Here is a 16,743-nt window from a genome sequence, read left to right as displayed (position 1 = left end):
AAGTATAGTCGGAGGTCGTATTAATTTATAGCCGTGCTTTAATTACCCGCTTACGTTTTATCAGTTTTAGAAGACGGATTTTAATTAGTTGTCAGACAAGTAAAAAAAGCAGCGAGAGGCATCATTCTCTCACTGCTTAATCGATTTTTTTATTCGACAGATTCTTCGCCATCAACATCATTTGACAAAGAGCCTATTTATTTTCGTCTCTGTTTCATTTTTGGCTAACGTATTAAAAAGCTATGCTAAATTAGATTCCTACAAACCAATGTAAACAATACTGAATATTTGATTATTCCCGTAATTAAAGTACTTTCAACTTAATAAAAAATAACTTTTAAACTATTAGCCAGATATAACTTAGCTACGTTATTGAATTATTCTTTAGGTTAACGACAAATTAAGAAGTACCTCTCTAAAACTACTATTTTTGCTAATCTCTTTTTTTAACAGCCCCATAATATTCTCTGGATAATCTATTGTCAGTTCCAAAATATTGTTTTTTATTATTCGTTTTATTTCTTGTTTTTCTAAATTTGATTCAACAATGTTTAATGATATATCATAAAAGGTACTATCCACATTTAGATAATAACCGTTTACCCTCAAATAAATAAAAGTTGTAACTAGAGCCGTTCGCTTATTTCCATTATAAAAACAATGGTAATTAGACAGAGCATACCATAGATAGGCTGCCTTGTCTAAAACTGTCGGATACAATTTCACACCAAAAACTTCTTGGTCCAAAGTTTGAGAAATTAAGCACACCGAGCTTCTATCTCTAATACCATACATTGGGTCAATAACACCAACGGTTAGTTTCTGAATGTGATTATTAATATCAATTATCAGTTGTTCATTCATAATTTGCTCCAATAAAATCTACCAATTCTTTATAAGATCTAAACTTATTATGCCTAACATCACCCAATTCATCAAGATAAAACGTGTACTTAAGATCACCGTTGACATAATTAATAGAGATCATTACGACATATTCAGCAACTGCACTTAACGATTTTTGTATTTTATAGAGTAGATTATTAATTTCATAAAAATCTACATGACTATTAGTATCATTTTCTATACTTTCCTCTGTTATATCAATAGAATTTGTATCGCCACCAGAAATTTTTTCTTTTTTTACAGTATCAAATAACATGACAGTATACTTGTTATTCTCTCTAATTGAATCATATTTCAATAAAAAATTGGCTTTATTTTCCTTTAAGAATTCTTGCAATTTCTGACACATCTTTCAATTCCCCTGTTCCTATTTTATTTATTAAGTCCCATTTTTGTGAATCATTCAATGGTGATTTCATTTTTAAATCACCTAACAACATATTTAGAGTATCAAATGCTGTTCGTTTATTTCCATCAACAAATGCGTGTTCTGCAATTCCTCTTGTCACCGCGGAAACTTGGTCCCATGAATCGTCATAGTAAGAGGCTGAATTAATTATACTCTCTATAGAGTTATTTTGTTCAAAACCACTAGAATACTTACCATTTATGTTTCTAATGTCATCAGCAATCTCATCTATGTCTTCGATAAGATTTCTAGGCGGTTTGTTTAGATTTCGTCCCCCACCACCAGAACTGGCTCCTATCTTAGCACTATTGCCAAAATACTTCGCATCGTGCAATATTTTCAACTCTTTTTGTGATAGCTGTACCCCTTTAAGGAGTTTATTACCTGCTCTAACTTCCTTGGTTATTTGAGCTAACTTCCCAATAGGAAGTAATGACATACCTAACCATCCAGCAGCTTCTAATCGACTTGTCTTATCTCCACTTAACCAATCTTCACCATAGAGTAAACGATAGATATCATTAACATACACAAACTCGCCGATAAAATGACTTCCTTTGGTTAATTCTTCTGCATACTCACTGGTAAGTAATTTATTTCGCATGGCAATATAATTTTGAGTTTTTTGATCATCGTAAACACCATCGACGTACACTTCATACAAGTAAATTACGCCTACTTTGGAGTTAGTCTGGTGACTGGTGACACGTACCTCTGTTTTTAATACCAAACGCTCTTGCCAAAGAGTATTAACATCTTTTGCCCAACTCATTTTATCTAACTTAGGTATTGAAAAAGTCCCGACACTGGAATTCCAAGAACTACTCGCAACTCCAGTTCCCGTTTTAACAACTTGTTTCAGTCCCTCTATCTCTGCAAAAATATCAGGCGATCGACCATTAAACTCCAACAGTTTATCTAGTTTCTCTTGTAACTTTTGCTTCGCCCTTCCATAAGTTGCCATCAATGAATGAGCCCCAGACATCCGAGACGCGATGGACCCATCTAAGGCACCATCCTGTTGCTGACGAAACAACATGCTCTGCAATCGATCATTAAGATCAGACAGCTCTGACATCTGACGGTTCAATTGTTCAATTTTTTCTCTCAGGTCTGATTCTCTCAAATCACCACTGTCAACTGCCGCCATATATTCTTCTGGGAATTTCTGGCAAGCTTCCATGACCGCTTCTGATAAAAGTATACCACCTTTTGATAAGGGAATTAAGACCGTACTGAAAAATTGTTTAGCCGAATCGTAAGCCGCTCCCTGCAGTTGTGGGCTACCAACGACAAAGTCATTAATCGCTCGTTGTAACTGCTCGTACCCTTGTTTCTGTTGACGGCAAATAGCCGCGACACTTGAGGCTTGGCTTTGGGAGGATGAGACATACATATCCACACTCATGATAGTTGTTCCTCCTCTTCTCTCATTATTGTTTGTTTGTCTTTGTAAAGGTCATCTAGTTGCTTTTGAAGGGATTGATGTTGGTGTTTCACATCTTTTCTCACACTTGAAAGTGTTTCTTCCATCTTTCGTGAGTCTTGATAGACTTCATGAGATAGTTCTTCAAAAAACGGAGAATCATCTGTCCCACTAAACAAATAACGGAGATCACTGAACAAATGATTAGCTTTTGAAAAATGTCCGAAATAATCCTCTTCCAATCGTTCCAATTTTGTTTCTTCACGATATAAATCAGCTTCTTTTTCATTGAGTTGTTGCTCTTGCTTCATTAATGCCAATTGTCTATCGGTCATTTAAGGATACCTAATGGATTAATTAATGAATCCCGGACAGCTCTATCTACCGCTTCAAAACCTTGTGCCACACTTTGAAGATTGCTTGTGGCTAATTGAACTGCTTCTGAAATGCTTTTACCGCCATCTATGGTCGCTTTTACTGCCTCTTGAACCTTACTATTCCCTTTAACGGTTGTTTGACTGTCCAGAGACGGATTACCTATTCCTGAAAGTGTTCCTAAGGCACTGGTAATCGCCGTCGCTTTTTGTTGTGCTGTCCCCAAATCACTTGATATTGTCATTTTCAATCCCCTTTTTATTGTTATGTCTTAATAATATCGAATAACCTTCAATTTGTATACAAAAATCATAGTCAAAGGACACTTATTTTAAAATTTCGTCTAGTCTCAACTTAAATCCGCTACTCCACCAGTTTATCTTAAGTGTTCACTTCCGATCTCATTCATTAGACCTTTTTAAAAATAATCTGGACTCAGTAGCCTTTGCTCGAGCCTTAACTAGTAACTATTAATCAGTCTCATCTAACTAAAATTTGATAGGCTCTATCATCACCGAATCAATTATATGAAAATCAGCCTGAACAAATGGTTCCATAAAGTAAAAGTTGAGATCAAAACAGTTGCCACCTCAAGCATGTTCAATATAATATACATCCTTCATTCTAGCTCTTCCATTAACTCAATCATATAAAGTTCGTCTCCTTTTAGTCCCAAAATTTCATGCATTCACCCTATTATCACTTAGTAATAAACCATTTTGTCAATCACAATATGTCACAAACCACTACACAGTCTAAGATGCTAGACCAAGGAGCTGTCTTTAACCAATACATTCTATAAAAGGCCGTCTCACAGTCATTAAAATAGGGACCCTTCACCATAAATTTAGCTATTTTCTTGATTTACCACTTGACAATCAAACGCTTTCATTATATACTCGTTAAAAGGTGAAATTTAGTTTTATTTTAAGAATATTATTAATACTGGATAAAATAACTACTTTTTTGTTGTCGTTTGCCTACCTATTATCAACCTAAAAAGTATGTAAACGCTCAGACGACATAGGTTTAATTACTAATTATCATTCTAAAAAACCTCATAAACAGCATCATAATAGTAACTTAAAGAATATTTAAATAACGTTTTTTGAAATTTTTACGTAAACGCCGCGTTTACATCATCGACAATGAAAAATAATAAATTTAACGTATCTTCAAAAAAAATAAATAAACATAACAGGTTCCTCAATTTATACTTAGGTTGAAATTTTTTATAGCCTCAAGTATGCTCTCTTGAAACCAACTGACACAGCGATTATTTTGTGTCAGTGCTTAGTCGATTAAAATAAAGCATCTTTCCTATTTTTAGGAGAGGTGCTTTATTATTATGTCGTAAGAAGGTAATCATAGCATTCAACTTAAATATTTGAGACTTGGATAGCTATGTGGCAAGGTGATACTACTGAAGAGGCTTGGGGGAAAGAAATTACAACAGGAATTGTTACCGGCGTAGGAGTTGCAATCTTAGGTGCTACGCCAATAGGTGCTGGTATTGTTATAGGGATGGGAAATGATTGGTTACGAAATAATTTCAAAGGAGTAAAAGACTTCGAAGATGGAGTTGGAAATGCAGTGGTATCTGGATGAAATAAATTGTCTAAAAGTGTAAGTAATTTTTAGAGGTAGGTAGTTTTAATGGAAATAGAAGGAACCGTATTTAATCTATCGTTTGATAATGAGAAAATTATTCGGGGATGGTGGTTATTAATAGATGAGAGCAATAACGAATATCTAGTTCGACAAAACTTTTTTCTATTTGGACTTAAACAATATAAATTTAATAGAAAAATATATAAAGTAAATCAATCTTTAAGGAAATATTCATTTTTGAGTGAAAAAACTATAAAAAAAGCACAAGAAAAAAATAATAAGAGTTATATTGGATTGGGGTTAGCGATTCCAATAGGTGCTGTATTGCGTAATGTGATACCATTTGATTGGCTGTGGGGAGCTTCTAATCTACCTATAGACTATGGAGTTGGTTTTGTTAATCTTATAATTTTTTGGCTATCATTAATTATAAGTCTGAAGATAGTCTCGAATTATCGTAAAAAGAAATTTGAGAAAAAAATCAAGGAATTTGGAATGAATCTGACGGAATTTGGAACAGGATACGCAATTAGTCCATTGCGCACAACACAGAACATATTAAAATGGTGGTGAAATATGATGCATGTGATTCAGATAATTAAATCTATAATAGTTTTAATAGGGATAAGTATATTCTTAATAGCTCTAACCTTAATATTGCCTTTTTTTGTTCAAGAAAGACTTATGTTGCTATGTACAATATTATTTTTTATAGTGACACTATTTAATGGGAAAATTACTTCCAGTAATAAAATAAAATATGTAATTAAATCAAAAAATTAATTGAGATGATGTAAATATGAGACATACCTAGAAGAATAGTTTCTGATAGTAAATAAAAAGATATGACTTATTAATAAAGTGGACCAAGATTATCACGGATTTTCGAGCTAATCTTTTTTTCAGTCTACATTGGTTAAACTAATCAATAACGTTAACATTGAAACGATTAACATAATACCACTTCTAAGAGATATGATTCCACTACAATGTTTAAAACTAAGGCTGCCGCTAGATAGCCAACTAAACATGTCAAACTATAAATGTTTGATTTAGGGCGTAGCCTTACTTTTTTTTCAATATCAGGCCCAAATCCGAGGATATCGATTAAACTATTTTTAGAATTAGCTGACTGATGCATTCGAAAAGCAACTAATAGCGCTACAATAAAACTCAAAAAATTACATTGATTTCTACTGAAAAGCCATTATTTGCTTGAACCATTACATTACGAATAATAATAATAATAGTAGTAATAGCTGCCCCTCCTATAGCAAAAGAAATGCCCCTCGTCATTCATCTGAATTTTCTTGCATTTAACCGGGTTGGTCTACTTCTCCGCATCAGTCGGTCTTTCTTCCGCTTCGTACTGTCTGTTTCTTCGTACTTAAGGTCTATTTCATCCGCAGTATTCAGCCTAAGACATAAACTCACACCTAAGACCTATTCTTTGCTAAACTTAAATTACTAACAAGTTAGACACAAACGAAAGCAGGTAACATAACTATGAACAAAATCAAAACAAAATACGGATATGCCTATTACATTGGATTTGTTATATGCATACTGGGAATCCTCTTATTTTTAACAACGGAACAATACAAAACTGAAGGCCTTTTTTTCATGCTTCTTACCCCAGCTCTTATAATCGGCAAAGCAAAAACTGATAAAAGTAAGAACGAAAAATAGACCGCATCATTAAAATAACCAACTTGAGACCAACCAATGACAGGATTCATTGATTGGTCTCAAGTTGGTCACAGTCTGATTATTAAGGCATGGCGAAACCACTTATTCGAAATATAGTGAGCCATCTTGCCTGAATAAAGCCACCTCTTCTTTTGGATAGGGGTAGGAAGTATTACGATTCATAAGCATTTTCTCATTAACAACTCGCTATTTGATCAATTAAAATTTCTACGATTTTGCTAGCATCATATCAACAAACAGTTCCTTAATAAAAGAAAAAGTGCCCAGTTAATGTTAACTTACCAGGCACTTTTCATTTTAATTATCGCGCTAAGTTTGCTTGATTCAACTCATAAGGTGTCCGTTGATAGACATCATTCAACCAATTATGATAGAATAAAAAGCCGTGAGCCCGCCATTGATTGATGATTTTTCCATTTGGATTGTCTTCTTTAAAGTAGTTAGCTGGTAGCTGAGTCGCCATCCCACGTTCATGATCACGGATATACTCTTTATTTAGCGTATCACTGTCGTATTCAAAATGCCCTAAGACAAACACATTTTTTTGATCCTTCGATGCTAAAATTGTCGAGCCAAATTGTTGATTATTCGCTAAGACTTCCAAGACTTCTTGATCAATTTGAGCTTCATTAATCCCCGTGTAACGAGATTGTGGTGTAAAAAACACATCGTCGAAACCACGAGTTAATACATGTTCACTGATCAGTTGGTTTTCATAAACCCCAAACAGCTTTTCCGAATAAAGAACTTTATCAATGCCGTAATGAACATAAAGGCCTGCTTCAGCACCCCAACAAACATGTAAAACGGATGTCGCGTGAGTTTGGCTCCAGTTTAGAAGTTTGATGAATTCCGGCCAATAATCAACCTCTTCGTAGGGCATTGTTTCAACCGGCGCACCCGTAATAATAATCCCGTCATAATAATTGTTTTCAATATCTGCCAGTGTTTCGTAAAACTTAAACAGATGATCGTGACTAGCGTATTTATGTTGATGCGTGCTCATCTGCACAAAATCAACGTGAATCTGTAATGGACTTTGGGAAAGCAATCGTAGAAATTGAATCTCACAGGTGATTTTGTCTGGCATTAAATTGACTAAAGCTAATTTCAATGGTCGAATATCTTGCGTTTCTGCTCGTGTCGAATCCATCGTGAAAATACGTTCATTTTCCAAAACCTTTTTTGCTGGAAAGTCTTTGGCTAATTTAATCGGCATGTATCATACTCCTCAAAAAATATTTTATTCGGATAACCCTCTAAATCCGTTAATAAATATCGTCCACTATTATTGCAGATAGTGTCTGAATAATCCCGTTTTCATTATTGTACCACATATCTTCACACTATCGACAAGACTATCTAAATCATTGTTATGCCATTAATTTGATAACTAATTGTTCTTCGATCAAGCCAACACTATTTTCAACTATTTTGATCATAATATTTTCCCTATGTTTTACGATTAAACTAAAACCAACCGCTCATGTTTTCAACACTTCCTTTTTTATGTAAAACTTTACATGAGAAAGGGAAAATTGAGTGGTGGTTTGACCTAATGAAAACTCAATGGATGCGTAATCTGATCTATAAAGAATTCCCCTCACTTGAAGCTCTTGGTCAGTCGTTTTCTCAGTATGTGGTAAGCTGAAATAGTCAAGTGAACCGAATGCTTTCTGGCAAGCAAATACCGATTAATCGCTTTTCTGCTGAACCAGAAGCCATCCAAAAAGTGCCAACAGCTGAATTTGAAACAGCCTTCCTTCATCGAGAACAGCGAAAAGTCGCTAATGACGGCATTATAGTCTCTTGAATCACCAATTTGAAACGGGCCACGCCACCTGACCATTCGTTACCAACCTGACTTATCAGCGGTTTACTTAGAGTGGCAAGAAGAGCTACTTCCCGATTACTGAAGTCAATAAAATCAAAAATTCGACACTTGAACAGACCCGAATCCGCCTGTCAGAGGGAGCAAACAAATGACATGTTGGATGTATTATGGCATGCCCCACAATCCCTGTGATAAAGAGGCCAAAGAAGTGATTGAGACGATTAATTTTAAACCGCCTTAACTATTAAAAAATCTTTTGGGAATAGGTGTGCTAATCGGTCGACTTGGAACGGGAAACATCTTTGCCTTACGGTAATTTGTCACTAGCTTGAATCCCAATGTTTACATAGTCAGTTACCTTCAATTGACGACCGTATCTGTCAGTGATTTTTATCATTAGTTCGCAGATAAACTGGGATTAGAACCAAAAGTACGAAAAACCATCTTATTTCGATAGATACACGAACGAATTCAAAAGTTGTGTGATTTAGAGCATGTGATGTCTGTCTTTGTGATTGATGAAGTCCAGTTTTTAAACGGCGCAATTTTATAGAACTCATGCTTTTAATGAATTTGGGCATGGACAGTCAAAAGAAGTTTGTCATCATCTTAGTTAGACAGCCCCAATTGGGGCAAACGCTTCAACGAGCACAGTTTGAAGCCTTTCGCCAACGAATTGCGACGACCTTACAAGTCATGTGGTTAGAATCAGCAGAAATCACGACCTATGTAGCTGCTAAACTAAAAGTAGCAGGTGTGACCGAGCCTTTGTTTTCTCCAGAAATAATCGAAACCATAGCAGCCAGTGCGGGTACTAGCATACAAAAAATTAATCGTTTACTAACGCAGTGCCTCATTAGAAGCAAAGAAAAAACGAACGATTGACTATGAAACGGTCTATCAAGCCAATTCAGAGTTATCATTTATCTAAGAAGGAGAACCAAGCATTATTCGCGATTGGTTCTCTTTCATACATCTAAAGACTGAGATAATCTGACTTTGGAAGGTCAAAATAATTCTCTTTTCAACAATTAGCTAATTTCGTTTAAATTAGGTATAATATATGTAACTTTCAAAAAATTTTTGTTATAATCAGCTGGCTAACTTTCTTAGTCTTTACAAACGAGCCACATCATGTTTAACAAAAAGTTAAACAATAAATAATAGAACACAAAATTGATTTAAAAACATAAATAATTTAAGGTTAATACAGCACGCGATAATCAAAGGAGGGATACATCAAATGATGGATAAAATAGGGATACTAATAAGCTTTGGTTTCGCTTTATTAGTAATGTTCGTACAAAAAATGGACAAAAAGAAACTTAAGCCTGATTTAGAATACAAACTAATTAATAGAATTTTCTTTGCGCTTATCTTATTGATGGGCGCGGGGCTTTATACACCTTTTGATAGTTGGGTATTCGAATACAAAGAGATTTTTTGCTTTTCCTTACTCTTCTTCTCTATCTCTCCTGCCATTGTTGGCTATTTTGAAGGTCTTTTACACGGAATTAAAAAGAACAATGATAGCATAAAGCCATACAGTAAGGTCAAAGAATTTGCCAAGACAAGCTTAGAAACAATTTACGGCAAAACTATTGACACAGGAAAATATGATATTTCTGGAAATCATGTCGCTTATGCTCTTATTTCTAACTTAATAGGTACACTTATCACTATCCTTATTTTATTTGTTTTCATTTCCCGCAACAAAGAAATTGTTCATTACATTACAATCAATCAAAATGACTTTTTGTTTGAATCAGCTCTAACGCTTTCTTATTTTACAGCTATGAGGCACGTTGCTGCTCAGCAAATTAGTACAAAAGAAAATAAATATCATTTTTATCTTAATAGGAGACACTCTATTTTGAACACCATTCACCTTACTTTAACTTTTTTCTATATTTTTACAGGATTAGCCTATTTATTAGCCTATACACTTTCAGTACAACCTAAATTTAATTTTGCATTTCTTTTAATTTCATTAATCATCCTAGTTTTCTTTATCATTTTTTTAACCTTCGCCATCTATTCAAAGACTGCTCAAAAATACTATTTTTTAGACTCTCTTTTAATTGTACGATCATCTTTAGCTGGCGTATTACCGTTTTTTTTAATTTTTATTTCTGTTGCATTTGACTTTGGCCCAATTCATATCATCTTTATGATTGCATGTCTTATCTATTATATTTATGCATTCAAAACAAAACAAGCAATCAACGAAAAATCATTGTTAATTCCACTGGTTCTTTTTTTAACGTTTCTATTTTCACTAGGCAGTATCTTTTTTCGGTCGTTTAGGTAATCTAAATTTTTCTATTGATTGATTTGAACCTATTTAAATCGACTAGTGGTGCCACACCAAATAGATATTTGTTGATGAATAGCCTTCAATTAAAAGAATAAAACGCATATACGAAACTCCTCCCATATAATGGGGGGAGGCAGTCTTTTCTCTACAACCGCATTATACAAAAGGAGAGGTAGCACACTCCCGATAAGATGATGACTCACTATATTTCGAAATAAGTGGCTTTACCATATCCATTACTGACAAACTTTTCAGTAATGGACATGGTGACTACACACTAGCTATGCCGCCTAAACAGATTAGTCACCGACCTTTCTACTTGTTCGTAATGCTTCAAGTTGACTTTCCAATATACTGGTCTGCTTTGTAAAATCATCAAAAAAGATGCCGAATACTTGCGAAGCCGCATGATAGTGTTGGATAATTTCTTTTTTGTTTAGAGGTTTGTTACGTTGCTCAGCAAAAAATGTTACAAATAACTTTAACGTATTTTCCCATGATTGTAGTTTTTCTAAGGTTTCTTTGGTTGCGTAGATATCTTGATAGACAATAGTTTTAATCGGTTGATTCTTTTTGGTGAGTATGTTCCTTTCTTTTTCTGCCATTTCTTTTTCCTCCTTTGACTGGCCTTCTCTTTCCACCATTAACCGTTCAACATGCACCAATCTCTCACTTTAAAGGTAGCCCAAATAAAAAATAAAAACGAGCCATCAACAGACGCTTTATCGCGACCTGTGACTGCTCGTTTGGAGTTAGACAAATAGACCTAACATACCGCTGTTTTTTGCCAGAGGCTTGTCGAAAAAGACTAGCACAATCCACAAAAATTAAGTACAATAGATATGTTAGTAATTCTTACTAACTGGCAACTTTGAGTATCAGGTGAGACTGACGCTTAAGGGCTTCTCAGAAAGGGTCGGTCCAATCTGAGAAGTGCCATTTTTTATTTGGTTGGTTTTTCACTACCTTAACACCTACATTGTAAAGGGTTACAACCTTATTAGTCAAGTGAATCTGACTAACAATTGAAATTACTTCAAATTAGCAGCAATTATACGTTCTTCATAAATGCTGGCACTAAAAAACCTTCTCCTACAATGAAGAAAAGGTTCAGAACTAAACACCTAATTTTTCTTTTAATGCCTCAACTAAAGTGCCGGAAAGGTCAATCCCTTCTTTTTCCGCCCTTTTAATTAGCCAGTCAGGGATTGTGACTGCTTTTTTTACGACAGTAGACGCTCGTAGATAGTGCCTACTGAATGAATCTCTCATAATGTATAAAACCCATTTAATAAGCGTGTAGTTATGCATAACGCTTTTAAACCGGTATTTTTAGCAACATTAATTGACGGTTTTGAAAGCTTAACTCTCATTTTTATGCATTCTCGCTAATGAAGTGCAAGGTTTTGGTCTGTTTCTCATTAAAAACCTTGCACTTCAAATTTGAGAAGCACTCTATACATGTAGGCATATCAACGTTTATACATCATTCAGCAGGCACTAGATATTGGCTAACATCCACTTGAATTAGCGCGGCAAACTCATTGGGTTTTAATGAGTCATGAATAGCTACCATAGATGATTGTGTAGGGAAAGGTTCTTTTGCCTCAATCCGATAAGCCAACATCACACCTAACACTTCTCGGGCATTCGCCATGGTTTCTTCAATCGTATCACCTTCTGTATAGGCATTTTCGACATCAGGAAAATAGACCGTATAACCGCCTTCTTCTCCTTCTTGGATCACCGCAAGATAAGTCTTAAGCACCATTGTCGCACCTCCTTTTAACCAGTTTTATCCTTTACAAACCACATGCCATTTACCTTATACATGGCGCTTCTCAGAACACCTATCACTGTAAATACTGACTATAGAAGTACTGAGCATTTCTAATTAGAAATAGTTTCAACGATCCAAAACTCGATTGCCTGTTATTCTAACTCAAAATAATCATTATCAATCCGAAAAACAGTATACTGATGTGCTTCTTCAACACCAACTTGGTACTTAAGCATCAAATCCGTTAGTTGGATTCCATCAATCAACACAATTCCTTGATTTTTGGCATATAGTTTAGCTTCTTTAGAATAATCAGAAGTTGTGATAAAGACACCTCGGTCTGCATTGACACCGGCCAAGGCCCCATAAAAAGCCTGAATAGCAGGCCTACCGACTTTATTGTCTTCTTTATACCTTTTAGCTTGAAGATAAACCGTACTCGTTCCTAGTGGATCCTGGTTTATGATCCCATCTATCCCATTGTCATTGGAGTAGCTCGTTATCTTAGCATCGCCATTTTCGCCACTGTATCCCATCTTCACAAGTAAGTCCACTACTAAATACTCAAAAAAATTTGGGCTACTATTACGAATCTTATCTAATAATTCGATGGCGATCTCATTATTTATCTGATTAACCAACTTACCAATCTCAACCTTTTCTGGATCGTCTTTATCAATGTTGACTTCTTGAAGTGCATTACCTTTCCGTTCAGTTCGTTCAGTTAATTCGCTCATATATCTAATATAATCAGGTTCCTCTTCTAGTACCTTTTCGGTAAGTTGATCTCCGTATTGTGTCAACAAGCGTTGTCCTACTTCTGTAATCTGATAAATGCCTCGCCTTGGCCTTATACAACTTACTTAAGGAAAAACTAAATCGATTAGCTAGGATACCATCATCATCTGGATAATTTGGGTATTTGATATTTTTAATTTCTTCTGGAATTGATAAAAAGTCATACACACGATTCCTAATAACATGATTGGTTGCTTCTTCACCATTTTTTAGAACTTCTAACACATACGGCAATAAAGAGTCATTAGTCGGTATTTGATTTGCAGATTGCTTTAGTTTGGACCAGTCTTTATTCATCTGTCTCCCCTTTTATTTTGGTAAGCTATTTTTTTACTGAAAATAAACTATGATAAAAAATCATCTCACTTCAATTATAAAGTAAGATCACTTTCTATCATAGTTCAATATTACTATTTACCTCAATTCATCATTCAATGGCATTATGACCTCATCTAAGGTCACTCGCCAATCACGTTTCATATCCTGAGCATACTTAAAGGGTCTCGCTTCAGGGTGTTGTTTCTTATATCCATCAAAATCCTTGCTCTCAATGATCGCCCCAATATTAGGAATTGGCTCTGCCCCTACGACATATTGCATAGTGGACGAATGAAGTTCCTCAACTAAAACGAACCAGTTATCTGCAAATACTTGAATAGCTTGATCCACTGCCTTCGTAAAGAAATGACGTTTAACCACAAAAATATCTTCATTACTACTAACCGTTTGTTCGTCCATGGCATTTAAAATTTCTCGATAAATCTCTTTGACTGCTTCTGATTTGTTTAACTTAGTTAACGCCTTTTCAATTTCTTCGCGGATGTCTTGGTTATGAGCAGAGTAAGTTCCCAATAAGCGATTGATATAGGCCGCATCAATATCATATAACTTGATGCTGTTTTCACCATAAAACTCAATACTAGAAAAATCGGCTCGATTATCGGGATCTCTATCATCCGCCTCAACTAAAGAGCCTTTGACAGTCTCGTAGATACCGACTTGTTCTTCTAAAATGCTCACCTGCTCGTTTAAAGCCGGTGATTTTTCCATATCATTATTGTACTCATCATAGGTTACTAGCGCTCCATAGGCGTTATTAAGCTCCTGGAAGGCCTTTACATAGTCTACTCGAGCGGTCAAGGAACTGTGTTCATCGATTTCACCTGGAACGATCACAAAATCTTTCATTTTTCGATAGGCTTGTTTAAACCGTTTCTTTGATTCATCATACGTGGCATAAACAAGTCCAGATTCTTCTTTCGCCTCTGAATACAACTTTGTAGCAGCCGCAACATGTGCTTCCATCGTATGAGGTTTACGGAATGTCACCACTAAGCCTTTTTCTTTATTAGGAAACGTTCGATTAGTTCTGGAAAAAGCTTGAATCAAATTAGCATATTCTAAGTTACGGTCGACAAATAAGGTTTGAATCGTTGGCGCGTCAAAACCTGTTAACAGACGATCCACTACAATGACTAAATCTACTTGCTTACCAAATTGCTTAAATTCTGCTTTTTTCCGTGCTAGGCGATTATTAATGTCCCCATTGTAGCGGTCAATATCACTAATTGACCACGCGGTGTCGTAATAAGCATTATACTCTTGAATAATCCCCGACATCTCATCCTGCTTTTCTTGTGCGTCAGCCTTGTTTTCATCCATCGAATAAGTAATAGCAATTCGAGGAAAATCTGGATCATCCATTGTCCGTCCTTCTCTAATTGGATGATCTGGAAACTTTTGCAGTAACCAATCGGAGTCCTTTGTCATTTCTTTAATCGCCCGGTAATAACGTTTCGCCATATCAATCGAACTTGTTGTTAAAATAGCCGACTTTTGTGGCTTACCATTAGAAAAATCGAACTTTGTATAGGCATTATCTGGTCGAAATATCTTACGAAGAACTTTTTGAATATGATCATCATTATCGTATACCTGATTATCAATGTAAGACTCTCTTTTGACATCATCCATTTGGTCAACCAGTTGATTAATCTTTTCAGGCGAATAATCCCCATACTTTTCAACTTCAATTAACTGACGATAAATTTTATTTTTTAAGGTGTTCTCTTTAATGGTGTCTTCATGCTCCACTTGAAAGCCTAACACGGATCCGTCTTCTAAGGCGTTCTTAATGGTATAAGTGTGCAGAACCTCACCATATTGATCATGGGTTGTTCTCGCAAGTTGACCTTTGGCTTGTTTTTTATTCTCATCAAAAATCGGCGTTCCTGTAAAACCAAACCAAGTAGAATTAGGAAAGAAGGCTTTCGTCTCTTCCATATTTTCAGCACTTAGCGCTCGGTGACACTCGTCCACAACAAAGACAATATGTTGGCCTAAAAGTTTTTCAAAGCGATTAGTTCCTTTAGCTTTTTCTTGTTTTTTGGCGTAATTCAGCGCAGCGTCCAACTTTTGCTTAGTTGTGATAATCACCACATTTGAATTAGCTTCAGCCAGTAAGGCTTCACTTAATTTTTTGGCACTTCCCGTTCCAACGATTAAACTATTCGATTTAGCGTCACCTGTTGAAAGCCCCGTATTAAACTCAGAAGCAAACTTGGTAAATTCACTGGTCGTTTGACTATCCAAATCTTTACGGTCTACCATCATAATTGTCCGGTCAACCCCAACCTTACGTGCTAGCAGTTTGGTTGCCACAAAACTAGTCAACGTCTTCCCTGAACCAGTCGCATGCCAAACATAACCTGACTGATGCTTGTTTGCAGCCGTAAATAATTCTTCAATAGCGTGAACTTGATACGGATGTAAGACCATTAAGGTTTTATTGTCCTGATCTTCACTGACAATCGTATAGTTTGCTATAAGACGGTGAGCATCGGGAATGTTTAAAACCTGTTTAGAGAATTCATAGAGATTATCGACCTTTCGATTATCTTTCATTCGCCAGCTAAACAAAAACTTGCGGTGCATGTCTTTTGGCATAGCATTAGCAAAATACCGAGTCGTCTGTTCATTTGACACAACAAATAATTGCAAGGTTGAAAAAATATTGTTACGGAAGACCCCTTCTTCAGCATACTTTTTAATCTGATTGAAAGCCTGATAGACACCATCTTTTGCAGTCGCTTGTTTCAATTCGATTTGAACAATGGGCAGTCCGTTAATTAATAGCGTCACATCAAACCGTCTGTCAAGACCTTCAGCACTACTCTTTTGTTTCGCCACCTGATGAACGACTTCATAAGTTGAAAAGCCTCCACCGATTTCCTGATTAGAATAAAGAACCAGCGAAACAGAGTCAAGAGAGGCGTCTTCACGTTCAATGGTTATGCGCGCAACACCATTTTCTCCCTTTAGCCATTTGGCTGCATCAAAAGGAGTTTGTGTTTTGTTTAGAAGGTCAGTCTTGATTAACTCAAATTCTTTATCAGTTAAAGGTGATTCGCCCAACTCAGACAGATTATTTTGAATAATCTTTTGGCGTAGGTTCTGCCAAAGACTTTCTTCTGATTTCAAATCAGGGCGAAAGGTCCACTGATTGTGACCTTCGCCTAACACTTCTATTAGTTGTCGTTCTACTTCTGCTTCATCCCGATGGTTTAATTTGTTCATT

At 35.6% G+C, this 16,743-nt stretch carries 17 protein-coding genes; 5 read left to right on the top strand and 12 right to left on the bottom strand.

All coding sequences use genetic code 11. From position 1 onward, the window contains the following. Positions 1-384: 384 nt before the first annotated feature. From RWN13_RS17015 to RWN13_RS16995, 5 genes are read right to left on the bottom strand one after another with little or no spacing between them, the layout of a single operon-like run. The gene (locus RWN13_RS17015) at positions 385-864 is read right to left on the bottom strand and encodes a type II toxin-antitoxin system death-on-curing family toxin (protein WP_314066081.1); all 480 of its coding nucleotides are present in this window, start codon (positions 862-864) and stop codon (positions 385-387) included. Beyond that, complete coding sequence (locus tag RWN13_RS17010) at positions 857-1,255, bottom strand: hypothetical protein (protein WP_314066079.1); 399 nt, start codon at positions 1,253-1,255, stop codon at positions 857-859. The genes RWN13_RS17015 and RWN13_RS17010 overlap by 8 nt, the downstream gene beginning before the upstream one ends. Continuing rightward, on the bottom strand, positions 1,218-2,723 hold the full coding sequence (locus tag RWN13_RS17005; protein ID WP_314066076.1) for a T7SS effector LXG polymorphic toxin: 1,506 nt from the start codon (positions 2,721-2,723) through the stop codon (positions 1,218-1,220). The genes RWN13_RS17010 and RWN13_RS17005 overlap by 38 nt, the downstream gene beginning before the upstream one ends. Continuing rightward, a complete protein-coding gene (locus tag RWN13_RS17000; RefSeq protein WP_314066074.1) occupies positions 2,720-3,076 on the bottom strand; it encodes a DUF3958 family protein in 357 nt (118 codons plus the stop codon). The genes RWN13_RS17005 and RWN13_RS17000 overlap by 4 nt, the downstream gene beginning before the upstream one ends. Further along, positions 3,073-3,360 carry a TIGR04197 family type VII secretion effector gene (locus tag RWN13_RS16995; RefSeq protein WP_314066073.1) on the bottom strand — a complete coding sequence of 96 codons (288 nt, stop codon included), beginning with the start codon at positions 3,358-3,360 and terminating at the stop codon, positions 3,073-3,075. Before RWN13_RS16995 ends, RWN13_RS17000 begins: the two co-directional genes overlap by 4 nt. 1,160 nt (positions 3,361-4,520) lie before the next feature. Here RWN13_RS16995 and RWN13_RS16990 point away from each other — a divergent pair. Continuing rightward, a complete protein-coding gene (locus RWN13_RS16990; RefSeq protein WP_314066070.1) occupies positions 4,521-4,724 on the top strand; it encodes a hypothetical protein in 204 nt (67 codons plus the stop codon). A gap of 48 nt (positions 4,725-4,772) precedes the next feature. Beyond that, positions 4,773-5,300: a hypothetical protein gene (locus tag RWN13_RS16985; RefSeq protein WP_314066068.1), complete on the top strand. Its 528-nt coding sequence runs from the start codon at positions 4,773-4,775 to the stop codon at positions 5,298-5,300. A 1,438-nt stretch (positions 5,301-6,738) separates the two neighbouring features. On the opposite strand, the gene metA is transcribed toward RWN13_RS16985, so the two are convergent. Then, entirely contained in the window at positions 6,739-7,656 is a 918-nt protein-coding gene (metA, locus tag RWN13_RS16980) for a homoserine O-succinyltransferase (RefSeq protein WP_314066065.1), read from the bottom strand. A 450-nt stretch (positions 7,657-8,106) separates the two neighbouring features. On the opposite strand from metA, the gene RWN13_RS16975 reads away from it, so the two are divergent. The 3 genes from RWN13_RS16975 (at position 8,107) to RWN13_RS16965 (ending at position 10,582) form a co-directional block, all read left to right on the top strand. After that, a complete protein-coding gene (locus tag RWN13_RS16975) occupies positions 8,107-8,250 on the top strand; it encodes a hypothetical protein (RefSeq protein WP_314066062.1) in 144 nt (47 codons plus the stop codon). Between the two features lie 600 nt (positions 8,251-8,850). Then, positions 8,851-9,156: a hypothetical protein gene (locus RWN13_RS16970; protein WP_314066060.1), complete on the top strand. Its 306-nt coding sequence runs from the start codon at positions 8,851-8,853 to the stop codon at positions 9,154-9,156. A gap of 358 nt (positions 9,157-9,514) precedes the next feature. Continuing rightward, positions 9,515-10,582, top strand: a complete 1,068-nt coding sequence (locus tag RWN13_RS16965; RefSeq protein WP_314066059.1) for a hypothetical protein — start codon at positions 9,515-9,517, stop codon at positions 10,580-10,582. A gap of 305 nt (positions 10,583-10,887) precedes the next feature. Here RWN13_RS16965 and RWN13_RS16960 read toward each other — a convergent pair whose 3' ends face one another. From RWN13_RS16960 to RWN13_RS16935, 6 genes are all read right to left on the bottom strand, one after another. Further along, positions 10,888-11,193: a hypothetical protein gene (locus tag RWN13_RS16960; protein ID WP_314066057.1), complete on the bottom strand. Its 306-nt coding sequence runs from the start codon at positions 11,191-11,193 to the stop codon at positions 10,888-10,890. Between the two features lie 511 nt (positions 11,194-11,704). Then, on the bottom strand, positions 11,705-11,860 hold the full coding sequence (locus RWN13_RS16955) for a hypothetical protein (protein WP_314066054.1): 156 nt from the start codon (positions 11,858-11,860) through the stop codon (positions 11,705-11,707). A gap of 214 nt (positions 11,861-12,074) precedes the next feature. Continuing rightward, positions 12,075-12,359 (bottom strand): type II toxin-antitoxin system HicB family antitoxin, encoded by a 285-nt coding sequence (locus RWN13_RS16950; RefSeq protein ID WP_314066053.1) that lies wholly within the window; start codon positions 12,357-12,359, stop codon positions 12,075-12,077. Positions 12,360-12,520: 161 nt separating this feature from the next. After that, complete coding sequence (locus RWN13_RS16945; RefSeq protein ID WP_314066051.1) at positions 12,521-13,171, bottom strand: restriction endonuclease; 651 nt, start codon at positions 13,169-13,171, stop codon at positions 12,521-12,523. Further along, positions 13,119-13,463: a hypothetical protein gene (locus RWN13_RS16940; protein WP_314066048.1), complete on the bottom strand. Its 345-nt coding sequence runs from the start codon at positions 13,461-13,463 to the stop codon at positions 13,119-13,121. The genes RWN13_RS16945 and RWN13_RS16940 overlap by 53 nt, the downstream gene beginning before the upstream one ends. A 117-nt stretch (positions 13,464-13,580) precedes the next feature. Beyond that, positions 13,581-16,742: a type I restriction endonuclease subunit R, EcoR124 family gene (locus RWN13_RS16935; RefSeq protein WP_314066046.1), complete on the bottom strand. Its 3,162-nt coding sequence runs from the start codon at positions 16,740-16,742 to the stop codon at positions 13,581-13,583. Between the last annotated feature and the right edge of the window lies 1 nt (position 16,743).

This window comes from uncultured Vagococcus sp., from assembly GCF_963518325.1.
Classification (GTDB): domain Bacteria; phylum Bacillota; class Bacilli; order Lactobacillales; family Vagococcaceae; genus Vagococcus_D.
Note: the sequence above shows the minus strand (reverse complement) of the source record. Positions and strands in the feature narration are given on the sequence as shown.

What these genes read in the sequence shown, in the direction of transcription:
- RWN13_RS16960 (WP_314066057.1), bottom strand. Translation starts at nt 11,193, where the DNA reads ATGGCAGAAAAAGAAAGGAACATACTCACCAAAAAGAATCAACCGATT.
- RWN13_RS17010 (WP_314066079.1), bottom strand. Translation starts at nt 1,255, where the DNA reads ATGTGTCAGAAATTGCAAGAATTCTTAAAGGAAAATAAAGCCAATTTT.
- RWN13_RS17015 (WP_314066081.1), bottom strand. Translation starts at nt 864, where the DNA reads ATGAATGAACAACTGATAATTGATATTAATAATCACATTCAGAAACTA.
- metA (WP_314066065.1), bottom strand. Translation starts at nt 7,656, where the DNA reads ATGCCGATTAAATTAGCCAAAGACTTTCCAGCAAAAAAGGTTTTGGAA.
- RWN13_RS16950 (WP_314066053.1), bottom strand. Translation starts at nt 12,359, where the DNA reads ATGGTGCTTAAGACTTATCTTGCGGTGATCCAAGAAGGAGAAGAAGGC.
- RWN13_RS16955 (WP_314066054.1), bottom strand. Translation starts at nt 11,860, where the DNA reads ATGAGAGATTCATTCAGTAGGCACTATCTACGAGCGTCTACTGTCGTA.
- RWN13_RS16975 (WP_314066062.1), top strand. Translation starts at nt 8,107, where the DNA reads ATGCTTTCTGGCAAGCAAATACCGATTAATCGCTTTTCTGCTGAACCA.
- RWN13_RS16940 (WP_314066048.1), bottom strand. Translation starts at nt 13,463, where the DNA reads ATGAATAAAGACTGGTCCAAACTAAAGCAATCTGCAAATCAAATACCG.
- RWN13_RS17000 (WP_314066074.1), bottom strand. Translation starts at nt 3,076, where the DNA reads ATGACCGATAGACAATTGGCATTAATGAAGCAAGAGCAACAACTCAAT.
- RWN13_RS16935 (WP_314066046.1), bottom strand. Translation starts at nt 16,742, where the DNA reads ATGAACAAATTAAACCATCGGGATGAAGCAGAAGTAGAACGACAACTA.
- RWN13_RS16990 (WP_314066070.1), top strand. Translation starts at nt 4,521, where the DNA reads ATGTGGCAAGGTGATACTACTGAAGAGGCTTGGGGGAAAGAAATTACA.
- RWN13_RS16965 (WP_314066059.1), top strand. Translation starts at nt 9,515, where the DNA reads ATGATGGATAAAATAGGGATACTAATAAGCTTTGGTTTCGCTTTATTA.
- RWN13_RS16995 (WP_314066073.1), bottom strand. Translation starts at nt 3,360, where the DNA reads ATGACAATATCAAGTGATTTGGGGACAGCACAACAAAAAGCGACGGCG.
- RWN13_RS17005 (WP_314066076.1), bottom strand. Translation starts at nt 2,723, where the DNA reads ATGAGTGTGGATATGTATGTCTCATCCTCCCAAAGCCAAGCCTCAAGT.
- RWN13_RS16970 (WP_314066060.1), top strand. Translation starts at nt 8,851, where the DNA reads ATGGACAGTCAAAAGAAGTTTGTCATCATCTTAGTTAGACAGCCCCAA.
- RWN13_RS16985 (WP_314066068.1), top strand. Translation starts at nt 4,773, where the DNA reads ATGGAAATAGAAGGAACCGTATTTAATCTATCGTTTGATAATGAGAAA.